This is a genomic window from Streptomyces sp. NPDC001904, assembly GCF_040297005.1.
GTDB lineage: Bacteria > Actinomycetota > Actinomycetes > Streptomycetales > Streptomycetaceae > Streptomyces.
In genome coordinates, this window is the sequence record NZ_JBEOYI010000005.1 from 109628 (window position 1) to 135357 (window position 25730).

At 73.3% G+C, this 25730-nt stretch carries 27 protein-coding genes; 13 read left to right on the forward strand and 14 right to left on the reverse strand.

Features of this window, described 5'->3' with window-relative positions; genetic code table 11:
• The first annotated feature begins 24 nt into the window (after positions 1-24).
• Complete coding sequence (locus ABT127_RS09850) at positions 25-420, forward strand: nuclear transport factor 2 family protein (protein ID WP_351446459.1); 396 nt, start codon at positions 25-27, stop codon at positions 418-420.
• Here ABT127_RS09850 and ABT127_RS09855 read toward each other — a convergent pair.
• The 3 genes from ABT127_RS09855 to ABT127_RS09865 all read right to left on the reverse strand — a co-directional run bounded on the left by ABT127_RS09855 (position 408) and on the right by ABT127_RS09865 (position 2805).
• Complete coding sequence (locus tag ABT127_RS09855; RefSeq protein WP_351446461.1) at positions 408-941, reverse strand: flavoprotein; 534 nt, start codon at positions 939-941, stop codon at positions 408-410. The two genes, ABT127_RS09850 and ABT127_RS09855, sit on opposite strands and share 13 nt — an antisense overlap.
• Positions 928-1743 (reverse strand): N-formylglutamate amidohydrolase, encoded by an 816-nt coding sequence (locus ABT127_RS09860; RefSeq protein WP_351446463.1) that lies wholly within the window; start codon positions 1741-1743, stop codon positions 928-930. The genes ABT127_RS09855 and ABT127_RS09860 overlap by 14 nt, the downstream gene beginning before the upstream one ends.
• Positions 1744-1836: 93 nt before the next feature.
• The gene (locus tag ABT127_RS09865) at positions 1837-2805 is read right to left on the reverse strand and encodes an esterase/lipase family protein (protein WP_351446465.1); all 969 of its coding nucleotides are present in this window, start codon (positions 2803-2805) and stop codon (positions 1837-1839) included.
• Positions 2806-3122: 317 nt separating this feature from the next.
• Here ABT127_RS09865 and ABT127_RS09870 point away from each other — a divergent pair, with 317 nt between their 5' ends.
• From ABT127_RS09870 to ABT127_RS09880, 3 genes are all read left to right on the forward strand, one after another.
• Positions 3123-4391, forward strand: coding sequence for a PucR family transcriptional regulator (locus ABT127_RS09870; RefSeq protein WP_351446467.1), 1269 nt, complete (start codon positions 3123-3125; stop codon positions 4389-4391).
• A 123-nt stretch (positions 4392-4514) separates the two neighbouring features.
• On the forward strand, positions 4515-4805 hold the full coding sequence (locus ABT127_RS09875; RefSeq protein ID WP_351447213.1) for a tetratricopeptide repeat protein: 291 nt from the start codon (positions 4515-4517) through the stop codon (positions 4803-4805).
• A 93-nt stretch (positions 4806-4898) separates the two neighbouring features.
• Positions 4899-6095, forward strand: coding sequence for a methyltransferase (locus ABT127_RS09880; protein WP_351446469.1), 1197 nt, complete (start codon positions 4899-4901; stop codon positions 6093-6095).
• Here the strand turns inward: ABT127_RS09880 and ABT127_RS09885 are convergent.
• Both ABT127_RS09885 and ABT127_RS09890 read right to left on the reverse strand, forming a co-directional pair.
• Positions 6069-7283 (reverse strand): MFS transporter, encoded by a 1215-nt coding sequence (locus ABT127_RS09885; protein WP_351446471.1) that lies wholly within the window; start codon positions 7281-7283, stop codon positions 6069-6071. The two genes, ABT127_RS09880 and ABT127_RS09885, sit on opposite strands and share 27 nt — an antisense overlap.
• The gene (locus ABT127_RS09890; RefSeq protein ID WP_351446473.1) at positions 7280-7882 is read right to left on the reverse strand and encodes an ArsR/SmtB family transcription factor; all 603 of its coding nucleotides are present in this window, start codon (positions 7880-7882) and stop codon (positions 7280-7282) included. Before ABT127_RS09890 ends, ABT127_RS09885 begins: the two co-directional genes overlap by 4 nt.
• A 279-nt stretch (positions 7883-8161) precedes the next feature.
• On the opposite strand from ABT127_RS09890, the gene ABT127_RS09895 reads away from it, so the two are divergent.
• On the forward strand, positions 8162-8839 hold the full coding sequence (locus tag ABT127_RS09895) for an AIM24 family protein (RefSeq protein ID WP_351446475.1): 678 nt from the start codon (positions 8162-8164) through the stop codon (positions 8837-8839).
• Between the two features lie 27 nt (positions 8840-8866).
• Here ABT127_RS09895 and ABT127_RS09900 read toward each other — a convergent pair whose 3' ends face one another.
• Positions 8867-9319 (reverse strand): SRPBCC family protein, encoded by a 453-nt coding sequence (locus tag ABT127_RS09900; protein WP_351446477.1) that lies wholly within the window; start codon positions 9317-9319, stop codon positions 8867-8869.
• Positions 9320-9392: 73 nt separating this feature from the next.
• A complete protein-coding gene (locus ABT127_RS09905) occupies positions 9393-10835 on the reverse strand; it encodes a dihydrolipoyl dehydrogenase family protein (protein WP_351446479.1) in 1443 nt (480 codons plus the stop codon).
• Positions 10836-10977: 142 nt separating this feature from the next.
• On the opposite strand from ABT127_RS09905, the gene trxA reads away from it, so the two are divergent.
• Entirely contained in the window at positions 10978-11373 is a 396-nt protein-coding gene (gene trxA / locus ABT127_RS09910; protein WP_351446481.1) for a thioredoxin, read from the forward strand.
• 27 nt (positions 11374-11400) lie between these two features.
• Here trxA and ABT127_RS09915 read toward each other — a convergent pair whose 3' ends face one another.
• Both ABT127_RS09915 and ABT127_RS09920 read right to left on the reverse strand, forming a co-directional pair.
• Positions 11401-12453: a LacI family DNA-binding transcriptional regulator gene (locus ABT127_RS09915; RefSeq protein ID WP_351446483.1), complete on the reverse strand. Its 1053-nt coding sequence runs from the start codon at positions 12451-12453 to the stop codon at positions 11401-11403.
• Positions 12454-12497: 44 nt separating this feature from the next.
• The gene (locus ABT127_RS09920; RefSeq protein ID WP_351446485.1) at positions 12498-13556 is read right to left on the reverse strand and encodes a glycosyl hydrolase family 18 protein; all 1059 of its coding nucleotides are present in this window, start codon (positions 13554-13556) and stop codon (positions 12498-12500) included.
• Between the two features lie 71 nt (positions 13557-13627).
• Here ABT127_RS09920 and ABT127_RS09925 point away from each other — a divergent pair, with 71 nt between their 5' ends.
• Positions 13628-14083: a type II toxin-antitoxin system PemK/MazF family toxin gene (locus tag ABT127_RS09925; RefSeq protein ID WP_351446487.1), complete on the forward strand. Its 456-nt coding sequence runs from the start codon at positions 13628-13630 to the stop codon at positions 14081-14083.
• On the opposite strand, the gene ABT127_RS09930 is transcribed toward ABT127_RS09925, so the two are convergent.
• Complete coding sequence (locus tag ABT127_RS09930; RefSeq protein ID WP_351446489.1) at positions 14068-14910, reverse strand: TIGR02452 family protein; 843 nt, start codon at positions 14908-14910, stop codon at positions 14068-14070. The genes ABT127_RS09925 and ABT127_RS09930 overlap by 16 nt on opposite strands.
• Before the next feature lie 234 nt (positions 14911-15144).
• Here ABT127_RS09930 and egtA point away from each other — a divergent pair, with 234 nt between their 5' ends.
• From egtA to egtD, 4 genes are read left to right on the forward strand one after another with little or no spacing between them, the layout of a single operon-like run.
• Positions 15145-16452 (forward strand): ergothioneine biosynthesis glutamate--cysteine ligase EgtA, encoded by a 1308-nt coding sequence (egtA, locus tag ABT127_RS09935; protein ID WP_351446491.1) that lies wholly within the window; start codon positions 15145-15147, stop codon positions 16450-16452.
• Positions 16449-17840: an ergothioneine biosynthesis protein EgtB gene (gene egtB, locus ABT127_RS09940; protein ID WP_351446493.1), complete on the forward strand. Its 1392-nt coding sequence runs from the start codon at positions 16449-16451 to the stop codon at positions 17838-17840. Before egtA ends, egtB begins: the two co-directional genes overlap by 4 nt.
• Positions 17840-18595: an ergothioneine biosynthesis protein EgtC gene (gene egtC / locus ABT127_RS09945; protein ID WP_351446495.1), complete on the forward strand. Its 756-nt coding sequence runs from the start codon at positions 17840-17842 to the stop codon at positions 18593-18595. The genes egtB and egtC overlap by 1 nt, the downstream gene beginning before the upstream one ends.
• Complete coding sequence (egtD, locus tag ABT127_RS09950) at positions 18592-19593, forward strand: L-histidine N(alpha)-methyltransferase (RefSeq protein WP_351446497.1); 1002 nt, start codon at positions 18592-18594, stop codon at positions 19591-19593. The genes egtC and egtD overlap by 4 nt, the downstream gene beginning before the upstream one ends.
• A 67-nt stretch (positions 19594-19660) precedes the next feature.
• Here the strand turns inward: egtD and ABT127_RS09955 are convergent, their stop codons facing one another.
• Positions 19661-20953, reverse strand: coding sequence for an extracellular solute-binding protein (locus ABT127_RS09955; protein WP_351446499.1), 1293 nt, complete (start codon positions 20951-20953; stop codon positions 19661-19663).
• A gap of 170 nt (positions 20954-21123) precedes the next feature.
• Here ABT127_RS09955 and ABT127_RS09960 point away from each other — a divergent pair, with 170 nt between their 5' ends.
• Positions 21124-21339, forward strand: coding sequence for a dodecin (locus ABT127_RS09960; RefSeq protein ID WP_111661451.1), 216 nt, complete (start codon positions 21124-21126; stop codon positions 21337-21339).
• Positions 21340-21371: 32 nt separating this feature from the next.
• On the opposite strand, the gene ABT127_RS09965 is transcribed toward ABT127_RS09960, so the two are convergent.
• Positions 21372-21860: a phosphatase domain-containing protein gene (locus ABT127_RS09965; protein ID WP_351446501.1), complete on the reverse strand. Its 489-nt coding sequence runs from the start codon at positions 21858-21860 to the stop codon at positions 21372-21374.
• A 53-nt stretch (positions 21861-21913) separates the two neighbouring features.
• On the opposite strand from ABT127_RS09965, the gene ABT127_RS09970 reads away from it, so the two are divergent.
• Positions 21914-22921, forward strand: coding sequence for an LLM class flavin-dependent oxidoreductase (locus ABT127_RS09970; protein ID WP_351446503.1), 1008 nt, complete (start codon positions 21914-21916; stop codon positions 22919-22921).
• 4 nt (positions 22922-22925) lie between these two features.
• Here the strand turns inward: ABT127_RS09970 and ABT127_RS09975 are convergent, their stop codons facing one another.
• A complete protein-coding gene (locus ABT127_RS09975) occupies positions 22926-23912 on the reverse strand; it encodes an alpha/beta hydrolase (RefSeq protein WP_351446505.1) in 987 nt (328 codons plus the stop codon).
• Positions 23913-23968: 56 nt separating this feature from the next.
• Positions 23969-25573, reverse strand: coding sequence for a phosphodiester glycosidase family protein (locus ABT127_RS09980; protein WP_351446507.1), 1605 nt, complete (start codon positions 25571-25573; stop codon positions 23969-23971).
• Positions 25574-25730 lie beyond the last annotated feature (157 nt).

The following is a 25730-nucleotide window of genomic DNA, read 5'->3' on the forward strand; positions in this document are numbered from 1 at the left end:
CCGGGAATCAGGAGAGGTGTCGCCATGGAGGCATTCCGCAAGGCCGTGGAGGCGAACGACCACGCGGCGATCGAGGCGCTGCTCGCCGACGACGTCGTGTTCACCAGCCCCGTGGTCTTCAAGCCGTACCCGGGCAAAGCGATCACCGCGGCGATCCTGCGCGGGGTGACCCGGGTCTTCGAGGACTTCCACTACGTGCGGGAGATCAACGACGCGGGCGGCCGCGATCACGCGCTCGTCTTCGCGGCGCGGGTCGGTGACCGGGAGCTGACCGGCTGCGACTTCCTGCACGTGAACGACGAGGGGCTGATCGACGAGTTCACCGTCATGGTGCGCCCGCTGTCCGGGGCGAACGCGCTGCAGGCGGCGATGGCGGCGCAGTTCGACCGGATCGCTCAGGAGGCCGCTCAGGAGTCCTGAGGCGCCGCGCGGACGCGCAGCCCGGCCAGCAGTCCCGTCGCGGTCTCCCAGTCGAACGGGCCCTCAGTGAGGCGGACGCCCATCGCCCGCAGTCGGCGCACGCTGTCCTGGTAGGCCGGGTGCGCGGCCAGTTCCGCGCTGACGCAGGGGGCGGCGGCGACCGGCACGCCCGCGCCGAAGGCCTCGCAGAGCGTGGCCACGGCCAGGGTGTCGGCGATGCCCGCGGCCCATTTGTTGAGGGTGTTGAAGGTGGCGGGGGCGACCACGACGGCATCGGCGGGCGGGAACGGGCGCGGAGTGCCCGGCGTACGGGACGCCGCCCTGACCGGGCGGCCCGTCTGCGCCCGCACCGCCGCGACGTCGAAGAAGCCGTCGGCCGCCGTGGGGGTGGCGATCACCCCCACGTCCCAGCCGGCCTCCCGCGCCGGGCCGATCAGCTTGCCGATGCCGTCGGCGGCCCCGGCCGCGCACACGACGACGTAGAGGAAGGGCGGTTTCGCGGGCGGTTCAGGCCGGGTCACTGGTCTCCATCCGGATCAGGTCGGTCAGGGCGGCCGCCACGGCGTCGAGACCCGGGTGCGGGGTGACGGGTTCGTCCAGGTACAGGTCGCGGCGCAGTTCCAGCATGACGGCCGTGACCCGACGGTCCCTGCCGTAGTGGCGCAACGGTACGTACGTGCCAGCGAACGGCGTGTTCCGGCCGGTCTCGCCGAGCGGTGCGAACGCGGTGCGCGCGTGGGCGAGGAGCGCGTCCGGCGTGTGGAAGGGGTCGGTGCCGAGGCAGACCGGCGGGCGGGGTCCGGTGCCGTGGAGTTCGTAGGGCAGGGCCCGGCTCGGATACGAGTGCACGTCGACGACGACGGCGCGGCCGGTCGCGGTGAGCCGGTCCTCGACCGCCCGGGTCATGGCCTGTGCGTAGGGCTCGAAGTAGCGGGCGAGCAGGGCGGCTTCGTCCCGCGGGGGCTCGGGACGCAGCGGTGCGCGGTGGGTGGTGCGGGTGTAGACGGCGCCCATGCCGACCGCGCGCATCTCCTCCCGCTCGTCGGGGAACCGCTCGGGGTCGACGACCAGCCGGGAGCGTTCGTTGACGAAGCGCCAGGGCGTCACGGGCGCGTCCCGGGCGGCTCGGGCGGCGATCTCCCGGGTGTGCGCGTCGGTGATCAGGTCCAGCTCCCGCTCCAGGGCCGCGTCGCCGAGGAGGATGCCGGAGCGGACGTCCGCCGGGATGGCGCGGGAGCCGTGCGGCACGTGGAGGATCACCGGCGAGTCCGGGGCGCCGGGGAGGAGCCGGTACGCGGGGCCGTCGGTGTCCGTGGTGTTCATGACCCCAGCCTGCCCGGCGCCGCGGGCACCACACGGGGCGGGGTCCCCGAACGGCCCCGCCCCGCAACGCGCTTCTCCGGCCGGTCCCCCTTGCTAGCCGACCGGGCCGACGGGACCGGTGAGCGGGAGCACGGTCCGGCACTTCACCGGGCGCGGGTGCGCGGGGTCGAGCGCGTTCAGCACGTACGTGAGGGTGATGGGGTCGTACGCGGCCTCGAGGTGGTCGGTGAGGTCGAGGGCGCAGCCGTCCTGGACGCGGATGTTGCGGACCGTCGCGCCCGGACCCGCCGTCAGATAGCTGTTGGTGTAGGGCGTGACGACCTCGTCGTACTTGCTGGCGATGACCGTGTAGTCGACGCCGGACACGGTGTCGCCGCCCGCGTCGAGCTGCTTGTTGAAGTCCGAGCCGATCTCCTGCTCGACGAGGGCCGGACTGGTCTTGGTGAGCAGGTCGTTGGCCGGCTCCAGCAGGTGCAGGGCGCTGCCGAGCTGGGTGATGCCGCTCAGGGTGGTGCCGTGGTTGGACGGGGTGATGCCGATGAGCTTGCCGACCTTGCCCGCGGCGCTCGGGTCGTTCTTCAGGTAGTAGCGCGGCATCGGGCCGCCGCCCTGCGAGTGGCCGACCAGGTCGACCTCGGCGGCGCCGGTGGCGGCACGCACCTTGTCGACGAAGGTGCCCAGCTTCGCGGCGCTGTCCTTCATGGGCCCGAGCCCCTGGACGGCGCCGGTCTCGCTGTCGGAGCCGTAGTTGAAGGCGAAGACGCAGTAGCCGTTGTTGGCCAGCAGCGGCGCCGCGCCGCGCCAGTTGTCGTTCATGTTCTCCAGCGTGCCGTGGATGAGGACGACGGGCTGCGGATGGTCGGCGCTCGGCCTGCACGCCCAGTCGTTGGCTCCGTCGGGGGCCTGGCCCGCCTGGAGGAATCCCTTCAGGAATCCGCTGGTGAAGTTGTACTCGACCGGCCGGGCGCTGTCGGCCGCCGAGGCGTTCGGCGCGCCAAGGGCGAGCAGCCCGGAAATACCAAGGGCGCTCGCGGCGACCGCGCCGAAAATCGTGTGTCTCATTTCCAGTACCGTCCCTTGTTCTGGAATACCGCGCCTTTCATGGCGTCGGACGGCGAGAAGCTAGAAGCAGTACCGGGCCACGGCAACGGTGTGGGCGCAGGGATTCGTGAGGCACGCAGGACGGTGCCAGGATTGGCCCGCGGCCGTCGGCGAAGGTGTCACCCACATGAGTGTTTTGCGGGTAGTCCCACCCGGACGGCTCACAATATCGCTGGTGAGCGGCCCACCCACGAGGCTATTTGACTTGACGTCAACATCTTGACCCGTGAGTAACAACGGCCCATACTCGGCGGGACGGACGGACGTTGAGGTGGGGCATGAAGGCTTCCGGCACGGCCGGTGCGCCGGGCTTCGGCGGCGCGTGGGTGGCCTTTCCGCAGCGGCTCGCGGTCGAACTCCGCAAGGAGAACCGCACCCTGGCCGCCGAGATCATCCATGAAATCCGCCGGCAGATTCCGGAATTCTCCCGCCCGTTGTCGGGGCAGTTCGGCGCCGCCATCCAGAACGGGGTGGAAACCGCTCTCGCCGAATTCGTCGACCGGGTGGAGGAGGGCGGCGGGGAACTCGACGCGGAGCGGCTGCCCGTCTACCGGGCCCTGGGGCGCGGCGAGTTGTCGGAGGGCCGCAGCCTCGACGCGCTGCAGGCCGCGTACCGGCTCGGCGGCCGGGTCGCGTGGCGGCGCTATGTGCGCGTCGCCCGTCGTCTGTCGCTCGCCACGGACGCGGTGGCGCAGCTCGCGGAGACCGCCTTCACGCACATCGACGAGATCGCGGCCGCGTCCGTCGCCGCCTACGCCCGGGCCCAGGCCGACGCGGCCGGGACGCTCGGCCGTCGCCGGCACCGCCTGCTCACCCTGCTGGTCGCGCCCGACCTCTCCCCCGGCCCCCCTCCGCGTACGGCACGGGCGGAGCCCGTGTCCGACGACGTGCTGCGGCAGGCCGCGCGGGACGCGGAGTGGCCGCTGCCCCGGACGGTCGCGGCGGTCGCCCTGAGTCCTGTGCCCGGGCCGTGGTCGCGCGCGGGCGTCCCCTCGTCGCCTCCCCGCGGGTTCTCACGCGGACTGCGGCTGCCCCCGCTGGTGCTCGCCGATCTCGACGGACCCGCGCCGTGTCTGCTCGTGCCCGATCCGGCGGAGCTGCTCGCCGATCCCCTGCTGCGGCAGGCGCTGCGGGACCGGGCCGGTGCCACGGGCCCGGTCGTGCCGCTGCGACAGGCCGCCGACTCGCTGCGCTGGGCCCGCGCGCTGCGTGCCCACGCCCCGGCGGGCGAGCCGGCCGAGGCGGACCGGCGGCTCACGGATCTGCTGCTGCTCGCCGATCCCCCGCTGGTCCGGCTCATGGCGGCCCGGCGGCTCGCCCCGCTGGACACGCTCACACCGAAGCAGCGCGACCGGCTCGCGCACACGCTGCTCGCCCATCTGCAGACGCCGCACGGCAGCGCTCCGGAGCTCGCCGAGCGCCTGGCGATCCACCCGCAGACCGCCCGGCAGCGGCTGCACCACCTGCAGCGCCTGTTCGGCGCCCAGCTCGCCGATCCCGACGCCCGATTCGAGCTGGAGGCGGCGCTGCGGGCGGGCCTCGCCTGAGCCGTGCGGGCCCGCGGAATATGCCGGGGGCCCACCCTGTTGACGGCCGCGAAGGAGGCAACAGTGGAGCAGCAGAAGTACTACTCGCACGGAACGGCCGCGGAGCGCTGGGAGCGGGCGCGGATGTTCTTCGACGCCAAGGAGTACGCGACCGCCGCCCGGATCCTGGACGGTCTCGTCGCCGAGGTCCCGGAGCAGGTCGCCCCGCGTCTGCTGCTGGCCCGCTCCTACTACCACTCGGCGCAGCTGCGTCGCGCCGAGGCCGAGCTGCGCACCATCGTGGAGCGCGACCCGGTGGAGCACTACGCCCGCCTGATGCTCGGCCGCACGCTCGAGCGGCAGGGCCGGGACACCGAGGCCGCCCCGCACCTGCGGATGGCGGCGGCGCTCGCCGGGGACTTCCCCGAGGACTGATCCGCGGCGGTGCGGCCGGAGCGCGAGCCCGGCCGCACCGCGCTGTCAGCCGGGGCGGGACGGCCCCGGGGCCTCGGCTAGCCTTGCGAGACGATGAACCGCACCGACAAGGCCGCCCCCGCACCCGTGCTCACCACCCCCTGGTCCGACCTGGCCCTCACCCGCCATCCCGAGGACCCGCGCGACCCGCTGCGCGCCTGGGACGCGGCCGACTCCTATCTGCTGAAGCACCTCGCCGAGCAGGGCGTCGACCTGTCCGGGTCCGTCGTGGTCGTCGGCGACCGCTGGGGCGCCCTGGGCACGGCCCTCGCGGGAGCGGGCGGCCGCGCGCCGACGGTGATCTCGGACTCGTACCTCGGCGGGCAGGCCACGCGGACGAACCTGGAGCGCAACGGCCTCTCGGGGCCGGCCCTGCTGACCACGCAGGACGCCCCGCCGTCCCGGGCGGACGTGCTGCTCGTGCGCGTGCCGAAGAGCCTGGCACTCCTGGAGGACCAGCTGCACCGGCTGCGGCCGGCCGTCCACGCGGACACGGTGGTCGTCGGCACCGGCATGGTCAAGGAGATCCACACCTCGACGCTCCAGCTGTTCGAGCGGATCATCGGCCCGACCCGCACCTCGCTCGCCGAGAAGAAGGCGCGGCTGATCCTCACCACGCCCGACCCGTCCCTGACGCCGGGCCCGAACCCCTGGCCGCACCGGTACGCGCTGCCCGACGGCATCGGCCCGCTGTCGGGCCGCACGGTCGTCAACCACGCCGGAGTGTTCTGCGCCGAGCACCTCGACATCGGCACCCGCTTCTTCCTCCAGCACCTGCCGCGCGCCACGGGCGCCCGCCGGATCGTCGACCTCGGCTGCGGCAACGGGATCGTGGGCACGACGGCCGCGCTGACCCACCCCGGCGCCGAGGTCCTCTTCACCGACGAGTCGTACCAGGCGGTGGCGTCCGCCGAGGCCACGTACCGGGAGAACGCGAGCGGTGCGGCGCGCTTCCGGGCCGCCGACGGTCTGGAGGGCGTCCCGGACGGCAGCGTCGACCTCGTCCTGAACAATCCGCCCTTCCACTCCCACCAGGCGACGACCGACGCGACGGCCTGGCGGATGTTCACACAGGCGCGGGCCGCGCTGGCACCCGGCGGGGAGCTGTGGGTGGTCGGCAACCGGCACCTGGGCTACCACCTCAAGCTGCGCCGTCTGTTCGGCAACAGCGAACTGGTCGCCGGTGACCCGAAGTTCGTGGTCCTCAAGGCCGTGAAGCAGGCATCAGGCGCGCGGGGCCGCCGGAAGTGACAGGGCGAGCGCGGCGGCCAGCAGGCACACCGCGCCGCATCCGGCGAGGAACGCCCCGGCACCCCGGGCCGCCGCGACCAGCCCGGCGAGCGGCAGCAGCAGCGGGCTGAGCCCGAGGGTGCACAGCGAGGTGACCGAGGTGACCCGGCCGGTGTAGCCGGGTTCGGTCCACTGCTGGAGGAGGGCGTGGCCGAGGACCATGGGCACTCCGCTCGCGGCGCCGAGCAGCGCGCACAGGGCGACGGCGGCGCCGGGGCCCGGCCGCGCGAGCCCGAGGGCGGCCACGAGCACGCCGGTGGCGGACAGGCTGACGGCGAGCAGGGTGCGCGGTGCGGGAACACGCCGTACGAGGCTGAGCGCGACGCCCGCCGCGGCGCCCGCCACGCTGAACGCGCCGAGCAGCAACGACAGCATGCCGGGGCGCCAGCCGCGTTCCTCGGTGAGCAGGACCAGGGCGGCGCCGACGGGACCGCTGAAGCACATCTCGCCGAGGCCGATGACGGCGACGAGCCGGACGAGGTGCCGGTGGCTCGCCAAGTAACGCAAACCGTCGCGGAGTCGGGAGCCGTCCGAGGTCGCGGCCGGTGCCGGTTCGCCGGGCACGCGGAGGCGGGCGAGCAGTACCAGGGACACGGCGAACAGCGCGCCGACCGCCGCGAACGCCCCCGCCGCACCGGCCGCCGTGAGTGCCGCGCCCGCCGCGAACGGCCCCACGGTGTTGGCACACCGCACCGCGAGTGACCGCATGCCCTGTACGCGCGTCAGCTGGTCCGGCGCGGTCAGCCGCGGGGGCAGCGCACCCACGGCCGGCAGGAACAGCGCGTCGGCGACGCCGAAGCAGACCGCGAGCGCGCCCAGTACCGCGAGGTGCGCACCGCCCGCGGAGAGGGCGACGGCCACGGCGAGCACGGTCAGACAGCGTGCGAGATCGCTGACGATCAGCACCCGGCGCGGTCCGACCCGGTCGGCGAGCACCCCGCCGCCGAGCATGAGAAGGGCGCGGGGCACGGCGCCCGCCGCGAGGACGAGCCCGGCCTGAGCGGGTCCGGCGGTGTCGACGACGGCCCAGGTCAGGGCGGTCATGTAGAGCACGTCGCCGGTGACGGAGGTGGTGTAGGCGCCGAGCCAGCGCAGCACGTTCGGATCGCGGTGGGCGGCGGTCGCCGTCGCCGCCGCCGTCTCGGTCATGTCTCCGCTGCCCCGTCGGCCGGGAACGCCTGGAACTGCACGGTGGCGGGGACGGCGCCCGGCACGGGCTCCTTGTCCCGGTACCGGGCGACGACGGCGTGCACCTCGCTCTTCAGCGCGTGCAGTTCCTCGGGGGTGACCCGCACCGTGAAGTCGCTGAACGCGGACACGGCGAACCACGCGTCGGGCATGGCGGGCACGGTCCGCGCGGCGGCGGCGCGCAGCCTCTCGGCCGCGGCGAGGGCGACGGCCCGGGTGTAGGCCCGCCCTTCGGGTCCGCCGCGCTCGGCCGGATCGTGCTGCGAGGAGCGATGGAGCGCCCGCCACCACCGGTCCCGCCGGTTGCCGCGCTCGACGTCCTCCTCGATGAGTCCGCCCGCGGCGAGTCGGCGCAGGTGATAGCTGGCGGCCCCGGAGTCGAGGTCGAAGCGCCCGGCCAACTGCCGCGCGGTCGCGGGTCCTCGGCGTCGCAGGTCGTCGAGGAGTGCGAGCCGCACGGGGTGGGCGAGCACCCGGAGTGCGGCGGTGTCGAGGGTGAACTCGGCTTCGGAGGAGGGGACATGCGGGTTCAGGGGCCGGTCGTCGGGGGCTTCTCGCATGGCACCCGAGCGTAGATGGAGAAGAGTTGTTCGGGAAGAGTTCTTCGCGAACAACTCTTCGCGATCGATCCTCCAAGGAGAAAAAAGAACTTCCCAACACGTGCATCCACGGGCCGACTTGGGTCGGTAGTACGGGGTGAGTCAGCGGGCTCTACCTCGCCCGCTCACCTCTCTCGTCGCCGGCGCCCGGTGCGCCTGCACGCCCGGGCGTCGGCGGCGTTCACCAGGGATCTCGCGCGCACCTTGTCGGAACGAGTCCCTCCGGGACACGATGCCCGGATGAAGGGTGATCTTTTCGCGAGTGAGTTCATGGTGCAGGCGGCCGAGACGCCGGGCATGTCCGTTCAGAACGCCAAGTCGATCCGGTACGTCGTCGACGGAGAGATGCTGGCGCGGCAGGGGGCGATGATCGCCTACCGGGGGAATCTGCAGTTCGAGCGCAAGGGCCAGGGCGTCGGCGGAATGCTGAAGCGGGCCGTCACCGGTGAGGGGCTCGCCCTGATGAAGGTGAAGGGGAGAGGCGAGGCCTGGTTCGCGCAAGAGGCGCAGAACGTGTTCGTGGTCGACCTCGAACCCGGCGACGTGTTCACCGTCAACGGCCGCAACGTGCTCTGCTTCGACCCCACGCTGTCCTACGACATCAAGACGGTGAAGGGCGCCGGCATCAGCGGCGGCGGCCTGTTCAACAGCGTGTTCACGGGGCACGGCCGGCTGGGCCTGGTCTGCGAGGGCAATCCGCTGGTGCTGCCGGTGTCGCCGCAGCAGCCGGTGTACGTCGACACGGACGCGATCGTGGGCTGGACCGCCGACCTGCGGACCTCCCTGCACCGTTCGCAGTCCCTCGGGTCGATGATCCGCGGCGGGTCCGGGGAGGCGGTCCAGCTCATGCTGGAGGGCGAGGGGTTCGTGGTGGTGCGCCCGAGCGAAGCGGCACCGCAGAAGCCGCAGCAGCACTGAGCACCAGGCGCTGGGGCGACACACGTCCTAGGACCCCGCGGTGGCCGTCCGTTCGGCCACCGCGATCCTGGCCAGCTTGGTGAGCATCATGCCGTTGCGGACCTTCACCAGGTAGTCCACGGGCAGGCCGTGCATCCGGGTGCCCGGGCCCCGCAGGGGATGCCAGTCGAGGACGAACAGCGTGTGCTCTCCCCACGGAATCAGCTTCATGGCGACGCGGGCGGCGCCGAACGGGTCCGCCTTCGCCTCCAGCTCCAGCCGGTGCCCGGGCTCGCAGATCCGGACGATGCTGGTGTCGTCGGTGGTCAGCGGGCCGATGCCGACCCGGAAGCGCAGCGTGGTGCCCACGGCGGGCCAGCCGGGGTCCACCGCGAGCACCTGCTGGTTCCCGGTCACCCATTCCCCGTAGCGGTGGCCGTCGGAGAGCAGCCGCCAGACCTCGGCGGGCGGGCTCAGGATGAGTCGGCGGTTGCGGGCCACGGTGATCACGCTCCTTCTCAGGACAAGCGTGCGACCCCGGTGCCACTCCGGCAACCGCCGACCCGGGACCCGGCTAGCCGCGATACGTCTCCAGCAGCCGCAGCCACACCTCGCTCACCGTCGGGTACGCCGGCACCGCGTGCCACAGCCGTTCGATCGGCACCTCACCGGCGATCGCGACGGTCGCGGAGTGGATGAGTTCGCCGACACCGGGGCCGACGAACGTGACGCCGAGCAGCACCTCTCGGTCCAGGTCGACGATCATGCGGGCGCGGCCGGTGTAGCCGTCGGCGTAGAGGCCGGCTCCGGCCACGTTCGCCAGGTCGTAGTCGACGGCGCGGACGCGGTGGCCCGCCGCCTCGGCCTCGGCGAGGGTCAGGCCCGCGCTCGCCGCCTCGGGGTCGGTGAAGACGACCTGCGGAACGGCGGCGTGGTCGGCGGTGGCGGCGTGGGCGCCCCACGGGTCGGTCTCGAGGAGCGGGACCCCGGCCGCACGGGCGGCGATCGCGGCGCCCGCGATGCGCGCCTGGTACTTCCCCTGATGGGTGAGGAGCGCCCGGTGATTGGCGTCGCCGACCGCGTACAGCCAGTCGCTGCCCTCGACGCGGAGGCTGTCGTCCACGGTGAGCCAGGAGCCGGGGGCCAGTCCGACCGTGTCCAGGCCGATGTCCTCGGTGCGCGGCGCGCGGCCCGTGGCGAAGAGGATCTCGTCCGCCTCCAGGACCGTGCCGTCGGTCAGCGTGGCCGAGATCGTGCCGTCCCTGCGCTCGACCGCCGTGACCGACACGCCGGTGCGCACGTCGGCCCCGGCCTCGCGCAGGGCGTCGACGACGAGTTCCCCGGCGAACGGCTCCATGCGGTCGAGTACTCCGTGGCCGCGCACCAGCAGGGTGACCTGCGAGCCGAGCGCCTGCCAGGCGGTGGCCATCTCGGTGGCGACGACCCCGCCGCCGACCACGATCAGCCGTCCGGGCGCGTGGTCGGCGCTGGTCGCCTCCCGGCTGGTCCAGGGCTTCGCCTCCGGCAGGCCGGGCAGCTCGGGCAGGGCGGCGCGGGTGCCGGTGCAGACCGCGACGGCGTGCCGGGCGGTGAGCACGGTGACCGTGCCGTCCTCGGCGGTCACGGTGACCCGGCGGGGCCCGTCGAGGCGGCCGTGGCCACGGTAGAGGTCGGCCCCGATGGACTCGATCCAGCCGACCTGGCCGTCGTCCTTCCAATGCGACGTGAAGTCGTCGCGGTGGGCGAGCACGGCGGCCGTGTCGAGGGGGCCCTCGACGGCCTGGCGCAGGCCCGGGACGCGCCGGGCGTCGGCCCGCGCGATCACCGGGCGCAGCAGTGCCTTGCTGGGCATGCAGGCCCAGTACGAGCATTCGCCGCCGACGAGCTCGCTCTCCACGATCGCCGCGCTCAGTCCGCCTGCCCGCACCCGGTCGGCGACGTTCTCTCCGACCGGTCCCGCCCCCAGCACGACGACGTCGTACGCGTGGTCATTCGTGGTATCCGTGGCATGTGTCATGACGTCCAGTGTGGTCGTAGGTGTGCGTGCGGGCCACATGGGTATGGGCGCGGAATACGTCCGTCATACGGACGGTTGTGCACAAAGGCATTGCCCCCTACGGCTTCGCCCCGAACCCAGGAAGCAGGAAGAGGGAAACACCATGAGCAGCACCACCATGGAGCTGACGAAGGAGAACTTCGATCAGACGGTCACGGAGAACGAGTTCGTGCTGATCGACTTCTGGGCGTCCTGGTGCGGGCCCTGCAAGCAGTTCGCCCCGGTCTACGAGAAGGCCGCCGAGTCCAACCCGGACCTGGTCTTCGGCAAGGTCGACACGGAGGCGCAGCCCGAGCTGGCCGCCGCGTTCGGCATCCAGTCGATCCCGACGCTGATGATCGTCCGTGACCAGGTGGCCGTGTTCGCCCAGCCCGGCGCGCTCCCCCAGGAGGCCCTGGACGACGTGATCGGCCAGGCCCGCAAGCTGGACATGGACGAGGTCCGCAAGTCCGTCGCCGAGCAGCAGGCTCAGCAGGGGCAGCAGACCGACGAGGCCTGAGCCCTTCGGGGCGGGGTGCGGCGCGGGTCAGGTCGACTCGCGCCGCACCAGGCTCGCGCCCAGCACGTCCCTGGTCTCCGGCTCGGCGGTCGGGGTGCGCACGAGGCGGTCGACGAACTCCGCGAGTTCCTGCCCCGAGGGCAGGGCGAGCCGGACGGTCGTCAGACGGGGGCGCAGCAGCCGTCCCAGCATCAGATCGTCGGCGCCGACGATCGCGACGTCGTCGGGGATGCCGACGCCCGCGTCCTGCAGTGCCCGCATCAGCAGCATCGCGTACTCGTCGTTGTAGGCGAAGACGGCGCCGAGCCCCAACTCTCTTATCTGTGCGACGACTTGAGCCGCATGCTCCTCGTCGTACGCGATCGGCAGCCCGACCGCCTCGGCGCCGGTCTCCCGGATGCCCGCCAGGCGTGGCGCGGCGAACGCGTCCAGGCCCTCCTCGCGGGGCATCAGCACGCCGATCCGGTGGTGCCCGCGCTCCCGCAGGTGGTCCGCCGCGACCCGGCCCACCGCGCGATGGTCGGCGATCAGGGCGTGCGCCCCCTCGACCGGTTCGGCGCCGAGGGTGATGACGGCCCTGGCGCCGGACCGCTGAAGGATGTCGATGCCGCGGCGTCCCATGCCGGCCGGGGCGAGGACGGCGACGGGCCGCAGTTCGGCCCAGGCGCGGGCCGCGTCGTCGCCGCCGACGCCCACGCTCCCGTACTGCACCGCGGTGTAGTCGAACCGGCTCAGGGCCCACTGGAACTCGTTGAGGAATCCGCTGTACAGGGTGCCGACCGGAACGTCCGGCGCCGGCATGAGGACGATGCGGGTGTGCCCGGCGCGCAGGCTGCGGGCGGCCGCGTGCGGGACGTAGCCGAGTTCTCTCGCGGCCTCGTGGACGCGGCGCCGGGTGGGTTCGCTGATCCGTACGGCGCTGGTGTTGTTCAGGACGTAGCTGACGGTGGCGCGCGACACCCCGGCCTGGCGCGCGACGTCCGCGCTCGTCGGCGCCGAACCGCGGGGCGGGCCGGCGGAATCGACGGGCGCGGGCTGCTGTCTGGGTATCTGCGGTTTCTCCACCATGACGTACGGCATCCTTCCAGACGGCTTGCCCGCGCCGTGCGCCCAGGGCGTGTGTCCTAGCCCTCGGCGAGCGCCTTCCACACGGCCGGGTCCTCGAAGCCCAGCGCCCACAGCACCGTGTGCGGGACGTCGTGGGCGCGCAGGACCGTCAGGTGGGCCGCGGTGCCACGTGCGTCCTGGTACCAGACGGTGCGGCGGGTCGTGCCGTCCCGGTACGTGAAGTGCGGGGTGCTGGAGTCGGGGTCGAGGGTGTACGGCGCCTTCTCCTTGCGGCGCAGGGCCTCGGCGTCCTTCCATGTCACGTGCCGGGCGCGGCCCTTGTCGCCGACCGCCCAGTTCCAGCCGTAGGCCGGCAGCCCCATCTCCAGTTTGGCGCGCGGGACTTGGGCGGTGGCCGTGGCCAGGATCTCGTCGTACCACTGCGGGGTGGAGAGCGGGCCGGGCGCGCCCTCGGCCCAGTGCAGGTTGTACCCCATGATGCGGACCCGGTCGGCGGCGGCGCCCAGCCGCTCGTAGTCCCAGACGCGGCCGCTGGTACGGGTCTTGGGGGTCACGGTGACGAAACACTGCTTGCCCAGCTCGTGCAGGCGGGCACAGAGGTCGGTGACGAAGTCGGCGTATCCGGCGCGCACGGCGCGGTAGGTGGCGTCGGGGCTCGGCGCGATGGTCTCGTAGTCGAGGTCGATGCCGTCGTAGGCGCGGCTGCGGACGACGGCGAGGAGCGCGTCGACGTGCTCGGCGCGGCGGGCGGCGCTGGTCATGACGGCGCCGAGGGCGCCGGGCTTCATCTGTTCCATGACGGTCGGGACGACCTGGATGCCCTTGTCGTGCAGGCCGTTGACGATGCGGCGCTCGCCCGCGCCGGGGTGGCCGTCGACGCGGGTGGCGGACTTCGTCTCGTACCAGAAGGGGCTGATGGTGCGGATCTGGTCGGCGTGCGCCAGGGCGTCCTGGTAGGCGTTCTCCTGGTCCCAGTACGGCAGCCAGGCCGAGACGGTGCGCGGCGGGGGCGGTGCGTCGGCGGCCCGCGCGGTGACGGGCGCGAGGGCGCCGGCCAGGAGCAGCAGGGCGGGGAACGCGGTCGGGGCGGTCAGGTGTATGCGTCGTCGTGCCATGTGCCGAGCCTGCGGGTCGCGCGCCGGACCCGCCGCACGGATTGGGCCGTCCAGGCTCTACCGTGACCCGCGTGACTGCCTTTACGGATGATTCCGCGAACGAACACCCCGGCCGCTTCGGAGCGACGGCCACGGTGGAGGCCGAGCCGCACCGGGTGGGCCCGGTGCGCACCGAGTACGCGCCCGCGCACGACGGCGACCCCGATCCGGGGGAGATCGTCTGGACGTGGGTGCCCTTCGAGGAGAACGACGGGCGCGGCAAGGACCGTCCCGTTCTCGTCGTCGCCCGCGAGGCGGCCGGGACGCTGCTGGCCGTGCAGTTGTCGAGCAAGCGGCACGACCAGGACCGCGAGTGGGTGGCGCTCGGCTCCGGGCCCTGGGACCGCGACGGCCGCGATTCGTGGGTGGATCTGGACCGGGTGCTGCGAGTGCACGACCAGGGGATGCGGCGCGAGGCGTGCGCCCTGGACCGCGGTCGGTTCAACACGGTGGTGCTGCGGCTGCGGGAGCGCTACGGCTGGCGCTGAGCGGCCCGTCGACCGGTGAGGACCCGCTCGAACGCCGAGCGGGTCGCCGCGTCCTTCGTGCGGTCGAGCACCGCGAAGACGATCTGCTCGAACCGGCCGTGGAAGCGGCCGTCCAGCAGGTCGGCGAAGGCCCGTGCGACCTGCTCGGGGTCGTTGCGGAAGACGCCGCAGCCCCATGCGCCGAGCACGAGGCGCCGGTAGCCGTGCAGGGCCGCGACCTCCAGGACGCGCTCGGCGCGGCTCGCCAGGGCGGCGGGGATCCGGTCGACCCGCTCCGGGGTGTGGCGCGCGATCACTCCGGCGTTCGGCGCGGGTGAGGTCAGGAAACCCACCGGGAAGGGCTCGTCGAGGAGCCGGCCGCGGTCGTCCCGGAACACCGGAACGCCGGGGGTGTGGATGACCCGGTCGCTGTAGAAGACGTCCCGGTCGGCCCGGTGGTGGTCGTAGAACTCCGGCGCTTCGAGCAGGCAGGTGTAGAGCGCCGAGGCGCGGCAGACGGCCTCCTCCTGGGCCTGTGCCCCGTTCAGGTAGCCGCCGCCGGGGTTGCGGGCGGACGCGAAGTTCAGCACCGCGATCCGCTCCGCCCGCTCCCCCGTCATCCGGCGGGCCGCGTCGAGGCTGCTCTCCCCCGTGACCTCGACCGACGGCTCCGCCACGGCCGGCGCGTGCGGCACGGCCACCGGGCCGGGACCGTACATGCGGGTCCCTTCCCGGGCCCGTGCCACCGCGTCGGCGAGGTGGATCGTGCGCCCGTCCCCCGTGACGTACTCCCCCGTGGCGACGATCTCCTCCGTGCGCTGCGCGAGCTCCCGCAGCCGGGCACTCACGTGCGCTCCCCCGTCGTTCTCATGAACCCATCGTGTGCGCTCGGTGACCCCGCGGACAACAGGTTTTCGCTCGGACGACCGGGCCGCGCTCACCCCCAGGCGCACCCTTGTGCGATTCCCGGCGAGGGACTTGGGTAGACGGGCGATGCCCGAAACGGCCCGACCCGGGCCGAATCGACGCCATGGCCCCGACCGGGGACCATGGGACGGGTGAGGACCAGGAGGAATCCCGGTATGAGCGAGGCAGACTGTACGAGCCCCGGTGTGCTGCGCACCGAGGCCGAGGTGGAGGCCCTGATCCGGGGCATCTGTTTCAAGACCGGCCCGCCCCGCGCGGTCGGTGTCGAGCTGGAATGGATCGTGCACGAGCCGCGTCCGCAGGGGACGCCCTGGCTCCCGTTACCTCCCGAACGACTCGACGCGGCTTATGTCGCACTGCGTGCCGTGCCCCTGCGCTCGGCGCTCACGGTGGAACCCGGCGGCCAGCTGGAGCTCAGTTCGCTCCCCGCCGCCACCCTGACGGAATGCGTCTCGGCCATGCGGGCCGATCTGACCGCCGTCCGCACCGTCCTCCGCGACCACGGGCTGGTCCTGTCGGGCCGGGGCACCGACCCCTGGCGGCCGCCCCGCCGCGTCCTGCACGAACCGCGCTACGACGCCCTGGAGGCCTCCCTCGACCGGGCCGGTCCCGCCGGCCGCTCCATGATGTGCTCGTCGGCGTCCGTGCAGGTGTGCCTGGACGCGGGGTACGAGGAGCCGGGCCCGCTGGGCCACAGCAGGCGCTGGGTGCTCTCCCATCTGCTCGGCGCCGTCCTGGTCGCCGCCTTCGCCAACTCCCCGATGCTGTCCGGACGCGCCACCGGCTGGCGCTCCACCCGGCAGCTGCTGTGGGAGCGCATCGACCGGGGACGCTCCGGCGCGCCGGACCCGGCCCCGGAGCCGCGCACCGCATGGGTGCGGCACGTCCTCGACGCGCCGGTGATGTGCGTGCGCCGGGACAGCGGGCCGTGGGAGGTGCCCGAACGGCTGACGTTTCGCGAATGGGTGCGCACGGGTGCCCCGCGGCCACCGACCCGGTCGGACCTCGACTACCACCTGACCACGCTGTTTCCGCCGGTGCGCCCGCGCGGCCACCTCGAACTCCGCATGATCGACGCCCAGCCCGGCGACGACGGCTGGCTGATCCCGCTCGCCGTGACGACGGCCCTGTTCGACGACCCGCAGGCCGCCGAGACCGCGTACCGGGCCGTGAAGCGGCTGGCGGAGCGTTCCGCGCCGCTGCCCGCGCCGCACAACCCGCTGTGGCAGGACGCGGCCCGCCTGGCCCTCACCGATCCCGAGCTGCGGGAGGTGGCGGGCGTCTGCTTCACGGCGGCGCTCGACGCGCTCCCCCGGATCGGCGCGGATCCCGGGGTGTGCCGGGCCGTCGCCGACTTCACGCAGCGCTACGTCCTGCGCGGCCGCTGCCCCGCCGACGACGTGCTCGACCTGCTCAGCGATCCAGCGACCGCACCCGCACAGGGGAGGACCGTCCGCTCATGAACAGTCGGCAGAACCACCGGAGCGCGGAGACCACGGAGAGCGCCGAGAGCGGGGCCGTGGACCCGGAGGCGCTCAGGCGCCGTGCGGTCGACGCCCTGGAGACCGCGCGGCTGCGCACGACCCTGCTCACGAGCTGCGTCGAGGAGCCCGAACTGACGGCGCAGCACTCGCCGTTGATGTCCCCGCTGGTGTGGGACCTCGCGCACATCGGCAACCAGGAGGAGCAGTGGCTGCTGCGGGCCGTCGGCGGCCGGCAGGCGATCCGGCCGGAGATCGACCCGCTGTACGACGCGTTCGAGCATCCGCGGGCCGAGCGCCCCAAGCTGCCGCTGCTGGCGCCGCGGGAGGCGCGCGGTTACGCGGCGGAGGTGCGCGGAAGAGCCCTCGACGTGCTGGCCGGCGCGTCGTTCGACGCCGAGGGCGGCGCGCGGCTGACCCGGTCCGGCTTCGCCTTCGGCATGATCGCCCAGCACGAGCAGCAGCACGACGAGACGATGCTGATCACCCATCAGCTCCGCACCGGTGCGACCACGTTGACCGCCCCGGACCCCGAGCCGCCGGCCGTGCCGTTCACCGAACCGGCCGAAGTACTCGTCCCCGGCGGCCCGTTCACGATGGGGACGACCGCCGAACCCTGGGCGCTGGACAACGAACGCCCCGCCCACACCCGGCTGGTACCGCCGTTCTTCATCGACACGACGCCGGTGACGAACGGGGCGTACCTGGAGTTCATCGCCGACGGCGGCTACCGCACGCCCGAGTGGTGGTCGTCGGCGGGCTGGGCCCTGGTGCAGGACCACGGCCTGGAGGCACCGCTGTTCTGGCGGCGCGACGCGGGCGGCCAGTGGCTGCGCCGGCGGTTCGGGGTGACGGAGGTGGTGCCGCCCGACGAGCCGGTGCTGCACGTGAGCTGGTACGAGGCCGACGCCTATGCCCGCTGGGCGGGGCGCCGGCTGCCGACGGAGGAGGAGTGGGAGAAGGCGGCCCGCTTCGACCCGGCGACGGGCCGCTCGACGCGCTACCCGTGGGGCGACGCCGATCCGACGCCGGAGCGGGCGAACCTGGGCCAGCGCCATCTGCGCCCGGCCCCCGCGGGCAGCTATCCGCTCGGCGCGTCCCCGCTCGGGGTGCGGCAGCTGATCGGTGACGTGTGGGAGTGGACGTCCAGCGACTTCCTGCCCTATCCCGGCTTCGTCGCCTACCCGTACCGCGAGTACTCGGAGGTCTTCTTCGGCCCCGACCACAAGGTGCTGCGCGGCGGGTCGTTCGCGGTGGACCGGATCGCCTGCCGGGGCACGTTCCGCAACTGGGACTATCCGGTGCGCCGCCAGATCTTCTCCGGCTTCCGCACGGCGCGGGACGCCCAGCCGCGGGAGGACGGTTCCTGATGTGCCGTCATCTCGCCTACCTGGGACCGCCGGTGGTGCTCGGAGAGGTGTTGAACGCGCCGCCGCACAGCCTCTTCCGCCAGTCCTGGGAGCCGCGCAGGCAGCGGCACGGAACCGTCAACGCCGACGGTTTCGGCGTGGGCTGGTACGCCGACGGTGACCCGGTGCCCGCCCGCTACCGCCGCTCCGGCCCGGTCTGGGGCGACGCCTCGTACGCCGATCTGACCCGGGTCGTCCGCAGCGGGGCGCTGCTGGCCGCCGTGCGGGACGCGACGCTCGCGGGCGCGGACGGGGAGGCCGCCGCCGCGCCGTACGCGGCGGGCCCCTGGCTGTTCAGCCACAACGGCGCGGTGCCGGGCTGGCCCGGGTCGCTGGCGTCGCTGGTGCCCGCGCTGCCCGCCGCCGACCTGCTGTCGATGGAGGCACGGTGCGACGCGGCGTTCCTGTGGGCGCTCGCCCTGCACCGGCTGCGCACCGGGGACGAGCCCGCTCAGGCCCTGGCCGACACCGTGCTCGACGTGGCCGCGGCCCAGCCCGCGGCCCGCCTCAACCTCCTGCTCACCAACGGCGAGACGATCGCCGCGACGGCCTGGGGCGACACCCTGTGGTATCTCGCGGACCCCGATCGCGGCACCGTCGTCGCCTCCGAGCCCTACGACGACGATCCGCGCTGGGCCGAGGTCCCCGACCGCACCCTGCTCGCCGCGAGCCGCACCGACGTCCTGCTCACCCCCCTCAAGGAGCCTGCCGCGTGACCACGAACCCCCCTGTGTCCCCGTCCGGTGTCTCCGACGCCTTCGACGTCACCCGCACCCTGCCCGCGGACGCGACCGATGCCGCCCTGCGGGCCGACGCCCTGCACGGTCTGACCCGCACGCCCAAGACGCTCCCGCCCAAGTGGTTCTACGACGCGCGCGGCAGCGAGCTGTTCGACGAGATCACGACACTGCCGGAGTACTACCCGACCCGGGCCGAGCGGGAGATCCTGCTGGCCCGCGCGCCGGAGATCGCGGCGGCGACCGGCGCGCTCGCGCTGGTCGAGCTGGGCTCGGGCTCGTCCGACAAGACCCGCCATCTGCTCGACGCGCTGCCGGATCTCGCGGCGTACGTGCCGGTGGACGTCAGCGAGAGCGCGCTGCGGGGTGCGGCGCGCTCGCTGCTCGCCGAGCGTCCCGGGCTCGGCATCCACGCACTCGTCGCCGACTTCACCCGCGATCTGGTCCTGCCCGCGACTCCGGGGCCGCGTCTGGTGGCGTTCCTCGGGGGCACGATCGGCAATCTGCTGCCCGAGGAGCGGACGGCGTTCCTCGCCTCGGTGCGCGGGATGCTGTCGCCGGGTGACTTCTTCCTGCTCGGCACGGACCTGGTCAAGGACGAGGCGGAGCTGGTCGCCGCCTACGACGACGCGGCCGGGGTCACCGCCGCGTTCAACAAGAACGTGCTGACCGTGATGAACCGGGAGCTGGGCGCCGATTTCGATCCGGCCGCCTTCGCGCACGTCGCGCTGTGGGACGGCCGGACCGAGTGGATCGAGATGCGGCTGCGCTCCGTCCGGGAGCAGGTCGTCAAGATCCCGGCGGTGAACCTGGTGGTCGAGTTCGCGGCCGGTGAGGAGGTGCGGACCGAGGTGTCCGCCAAGTTCCGGCGGGACGGGGTCGCGGGTGAACTGCGTTCCGCCGGGATGGAGTTGACGCACTGGTGGACCGACGAGGCGGGGAGGTTCGCGCTGTCCCTCAGCACAGTCGGAGGCTGAGGATTCGCCAGGATGCCGGTTCGTCGTGGCTGGTCGCGCAGCTCCCCGCGCCCCTGACGGGGCCCGGCTACTCCGCCCGGTCGTCCAGGCGCTTGGTGATCTCCTTCGACGCCTTCTCGGCCTCGGCCCTCGGGTCGGCGCCCATCAGCACCCGGGACATGTACGCCTTGATGGGGTTGTCCGCGGCCTCCACGCTCGCCCAGAGCGGTGAGGCCGGGGTCGCCTTGCCGTGGGCGGCGCCGACGGCCATCGCGGCGACTCCGGGCTCGCCGGCCACGGCGGCGGAGAGCGTGGTCTTGTTCGGCACGTAGTTCATGGTCCTGGCCAGGTCGGTGTTCCACTTCTTCCCGGCCAGGGCCTCCACCACCGCGACCGCGCCCGAGCGGTGGGTGGTGTTCGCGGGGATCACGAGGTCGGACCCGCCGGTGAACACGGAGCCCGCCCGCGCCGCGGTCTTCCCCGGGATCGGGAAGAAGCCCAGTTTGTTCTTCAGGGACGGGTTCTTCTGCAGGATGCGCTGGGCCGCGCCCGGCACCGAGATGATCTGGGCGACGTCGCCCTCGGCGAACCGGTCGGCCTGTGAAGGGTGTTCCTCGTCGGCGTCCTTGGGGCCGTCGCCGAGCGCCTGGAGCTGCCCGTAGAAGGCCATGCCGCGCAGGGCCGCGTCGGTGGCGAGGGCGCCGGTCCAGGTACCGGACGACTCGTGGGCGAGTTCGCCGCCCTCGTCCCAGATGAAGCCCGACAGCGTGTACCAGTCCTGCCCGGCCAGGTAGATGCCCTGCGTGCCGCCGGAGTCGAGACGGCGCGTCATGTCGAGCCACTCGTCCCGGGTCTTCGGCGGCTTCTTGATGCCGGCCGCGTCGAAGAGGGACATGTTGTAGATGACGACTCGGTTGGCGGCGTACCAGGGAATGCCGAACTGGCGGCCGTTGTCGGCGCCGGGCTCGGCCAGGCCGGGCAGCCAGTCGTCCATGCCGAGGTCGCGTGCGGCCTCCAGCGACAGCTCCAGCAGGCCGTCCCCGTCGGCGTATCCCGGGACCTGGGTGTTGCCGACCTCGATGACGTCGGGAACACCGGAGTCCCCGCTCTTGGCGGCGAGCGCACGGGTGACCTTCTCGCCGATGCCCGTCCACTCCTGAATGCGGACGTCGAGACGCAGATCGCCGTGCGCGGCCTCGAAGTCCTTGGTGAAACGGTCGATGAAGGCGTCCGACGCGCTGCCCTGCATCAGCCACACGGTGATGGTGGTCCGCCCCGCGTCACCGCCCGGCAGCACATTGCACGCCGTGGTCAGCAGGCCGGACGCGGCGAGGAGGGGACCGAGGGACAGCACGGCACGGCGGGAGATCACGTGGGTCACTTTCTGCCTGCGGACAGGGAGGTTCGGCCCGACGTGGGGGGACGAGCGGAATGCTCGTACGGGTGTGGCTGGATTTTGGTATGGACCATTGCCGTGGTCAAGAGTTACCGGGGAGTAAGTCGAACACGCGCTCCCTCGCGGAAGTCGCCGGCCTGGGGCACGGTGGAAGCATGTCGAACCACACGTACCGCGTCACGGAGATCGTCGGCACCTCCCACGAGGGGATCGACCAGGCGATCCGCAATGGCATCAGCCGTGCCTCGCAGACCTTGCGCAACCTCGACTGGTTCGAGGTCACGCAGGTCAGGGGCCAGATCGTGGACGGGGAGGTCGAGCACTACCAGGTGGGTCTCAAGGTGGGATTCCGTCTCGAGGACGGTGAGTGAGCGGTCCCCGTCCCGGTCCCGCCCACCGGCTGTCAGGTGCGGCCTTCCCGCTCCTGGGCGTCCTTCAGGGCCGTCGACGCGCTAGCCCAGCGGGCGCGCACGACGGTGAATCCGGCGCGCTCCGCCTCGTCGCAGACCAGTTCGTCGTCGTCGACGAGCATCCGGACGGTGCGGCCGCGCGCCATGCGCCGCAGGGTCTCCAGTTTCGTCCGCCGGGCGGGCCTGCGGTCGTTGTCGCGTCGCATGTGCAGCGTCCCGTCGGGCAGCCCCTGCGCGGCGAGCCAGGCCACGGTGTCGGCCCGGCACCGCTCGGGCCGCCCGGTCAGGTACTGGACCTCGCACTCCTCGGCGCTCTCCCGCGCCAGGGCGATCCCCTTGGGCAGGGGAGGATCGTCCGGGGCCGCGCCGAAGAAGCCGTCCCAGTCCCGCGGCTTGCGCTCCAGGAACCGCTGCCGGTGCGCGGTGTCGGCAAGCGTTCCGTCGAGATCGAATACGGCCAGCGGCTTCTTGTCGGAGGTCACGGGTTTCAGCCTATTGCCGGGAATCTCCGCCGGCTCAGTACGTTGAACACAACGTGAGCACCCTGATCGAAACGACCCGCTTCTCCGTCCTGGACCGCTCCCGCACGCGCGAGGGCCACTCCGGCCCCGACGCGCTGCGCGACACCGTCGCCCTCGCCCAGGATCTGGAGCGGCTCGGGTACCACCGGTTCTGGGTCAGCGAGCACCACGGGGTGCCCGGAGTGGCCGGATCGGCTCCCACCGTGCTGGCGGCCGCCGTCGCGGGGGCCACCAGCAGGCTGCGCGTCGGCACCGGCGGCGTGATGCTGCCCAACCATCAGCCGCTGGTGGTGGCCGAGCAGTTCGGGGTGCTCGAGTCGCTGTTCCCGGGCCGGATCGACATGGGCCTGGGCCGGTCGGTCGGGTTCACGGACGGGGTGCGCCGGGCCCTCGGCCGGGACAAGGACGTCGCCGACGACTTCGCGGGCCAGCTCGACGAACTGCTCGCGTTCTTCGCCGGCACCTCGGCGACGCGCGCGCACGCCCGCCCGTCCGAGGGGCTGCGCGTCCCGCCCTTCGTCCTGGCGATGGGCGAAGGGGCGTCGATCGCGGCCCGGGCGGGCCTGCCCATGGTGATCGGCGATCTGCGCAGCCGGGAGAAGATGCTGCGCGGCATCGACCGCTACCGCGCCGAGTTCCGCCCCTCCGCCTGGGCGGCGGAGCCGTACGTGGTGATCTCCGGGACGGTCGCGGTCGCGGGCAGCGAGCCGGAGGCCCGCCGGCTGCTGATTCCGGAGGCGTGGTCGATGGCGCACTCGCGTACGCACGGCACGTTCCCGCCGCTGCCGCCCGCCGAGCGGGTGGCGTCCCTGGAGCTGACCGCGAAGGAGCGCGAGTTCTACGAGGCGGGCCTGCGCGGCCACATCGCGGGCACCGAGCAGCAGGTCACCGACGAGCTGGAGACGGTGATCAAGGAGAGCGGCGCGCAGGAGGTCCTGGTGACGACCAGTACGTACGACCGGGAGGGCCTGCTGGAGTCGTACCGGCGGCTGGCCCGGATCGCCCGCCTGGCGTCCGCCTAGGGCATCAGCGGACTCCGAGGCCGTGCAGGAGCATCGGCAGCGAGGCGTGCAGTTCGCGCTGCCAGTAGGGCCAGGTGTGGGTGCCGGGGCCGTAGAAGTGGGTGGTGAGGTGCTTGGCGCCCAGGCTCTTCAGCCGGGCGGCGAGTGCGTGGTTCTGCCGGTTGAAGTCGGCCTCCAGGGCGTTGGTGGCGCCCGGCGGGTCCGGCGGGCCCGCGGTGCCGTCGCCGCTGGAGAGGTGGACCGGCAGCTTCTTGAGGCGTGCGGCCAGGTGGTACGGGTCGTGGGCGGCCCAGACGGCGCGCTGGGCGACGGGATCGCCCCACACGCGCAGCGGGTCGGTGCCCTGGCCGGCGAAGAAGCCGAGGATGCGGGTGGTGGACTCGTCGTTCAGGAGCGGGTGGGCGGAGCCGGAGTAGGCGGCCGCCGCCTTGAACATGCCGGGGTGCCGGGCCGCGTAGACCAGCGCGCCCTGACCGCCCATGGACAGCCCGGCGACGACCCGGCGGGAACCGGCGCCCCAGTCGCGCTCCAGGAGGCGGCGCAGGTCGCGGGTGTGGAAGGTGTCCCAGGCGGGGTCGCCGCCCCGGCCGTGGTTCCACCAGTCGCTGTACCAGCCGTTCCAGCCGGCCTCGGGCATGACGACGAGAACGTCTCGCAGGCTTTCGAGCGAGGCCACGTCGGTCTTGCCGGTCCAGGACGTGTAGTCACCGCAGCAGCCGTGCAGCAGCCACAGGGTGGGCCAGTGCTGACGGCGGTCGGCGGGGTCCCAGCCGTCGGGGGTGAGCAGGCGCACCTGCACCGTGCGGCCGCCGAGCGCCGACGCGCGGACCGAGAGGTCCACCTGCCGCTCGGCGACCCGGGTGACGGCGACGACCTCGGCGGCGGGCGGGGCCGGTGCGGCGACGGTGGACGGCGCCGCCCCGAAGGTGAGCAGCAGTGCGGCCAGGACGAGCAGCAGGCGTCCGGCGCGGCGGGTCGGGACGGCGGTCATGGCGGCTCCCACGGGTCGTCGGCGGATCGTGGTCCTGCTGCGGTTCCGGGTCCGTCTCAGTGCGCGGCGGGGAGCACCAGGAGGGCGTCCCCGACCGGGCGTTCACCGGTGGCGTCGGACGGGTCGTTGATGACCTGCCCGTCGACGACCATCGTGGTCGAGCCGCCGCCGTCGAGGTTCACGGCGTCCGTCAGCCCCAGTGCGCGGGCGACCGCCGCGCTCTCCGGGATGCTGAGGCCGAGCGATCCGGTGCTGCGGCCGTCGGCGGTGACGAGCACGGTCCGGCCCGCGGCGTCCGTCCCGGCGAAGGTGCGCGGGTTCCGCTTGTGCACCCAGCCGTAGTAGAAGCTCGGGTTGCCGGGCTGCGCCATGCCGTCGGTGGCCGGGGTGACGTGGAGACGGCCGTCGCGGACGAGTTCGGGGCCGCCGTTGAGGACGCTGGTGGTGCGGGACGGGGTGACGGGGCGGCCCCGGGTGTCCTTCAGGCCGCTCCGGATCCGCAGCGGGCGGCCGGCTTCGGCGAGTGCGGTGAGCCGGGCGGCGGCGGTGCCGGTGGCCTGGACGCTGCGGCCCCCGGCGGGCAGGGCGACGCCGCGCGACGGGCGCACCGCGACGACCTTGCCGTGCCGGTCGAGTACGGCCTCGGCGCCCGCGCCCTTCGGGGTCTCCTTGCCGAACTCGGGGGTGAACGCGACGAGTTCGTCGGGGTCGGTGCAGGTCGTGTCGTGCAGCGGGCGGGCCGTCGGGAGGTCGTCGGCGGTGCCGCCGCAGTTGCGGATCAGGCCGGGTACGCGGTCGACGCCGTCCAGCGGCAGCGAGGTGCGGCCCGCGGTGACGGTGCCGCTCCAGGTGAAGCGGGTGACGTCGGTGCCGCGCGCGGAGTCGTGGACGACGAGGCCGGGTCGGCCGTTCACCGCCTCGCTGAGCAGTTGCCCGTCGTAGACGCCGACGCCGGCCGGGTCTCCGGGGGCGCCCGCCTTGGGGTCGAGGACGAAGAAGCCCGCGTTGACCCCGGCGGTCGCTCCGTCGGCGGCGGCGAGCGCGCTGGTCGTCTCGCGGTTCTCCAGGTCGGGCCCGTAGGAGGCCTTGAGGTCGCCGTGGAACTTCTTCGGGTCGATCGTGAGGACGTCGATGTGCCAGGGGCCGCGGTCGCCCGCGTCGCCGTCCCAGCCGGTGTACCAGGCGGAACCGGTGTATCCGGCGGCGCGCAGCCGGGTGCGCTCCGCGGTGGCCGCGCTCTCGTCGGGGAAGGTGCCGACGCGGACCCGCCAGCCGAGCGTGCCGCCCGCGTAGTCGGCGGTCGCCGGGGTGGTGACCTCCTCTGAGCGGGCGTCGAAGCCCTTCGCGCGGAGCGCCGCGAGGAGTTCGCCCGCGCTCTCCTCGTCCTTGAGCGCGGTCGGCGGCGCGTCCGGGTCGGGGGATCCGGCGCCGCCCGGGATGGACAGCTCCACGGTCCAGGCCATGGCCGGGGTGTCGGCGCCACGCACGATGCGGGTGAGCGTCACGCCCGGCTGGAGGGTCCGCGTCGTCCGGGTCTCGGAGAGCCCGACGGCGCCGAGCGGGAGCCCGTGCAGGGACGCCGACGGGGTCGGTGACGGTGCTGCCCCCACGAGGGCGAGGGCGCACACTGCCGCACCGATGCCGAACAGTCTGCTGTTCACGAACCCCCCACTGGACCGACTGTCGAACCGCTGTCCGAAGAAGACCTCCGTAACGGTGCGTGGGCCCACGACCGGCCGTCAAGGCATGTGCACATCATTCATCGGACGTTCTCCCGGGCGTCCGCCGCCGCGCCGCCGGGCGCGCGCCACCACCACC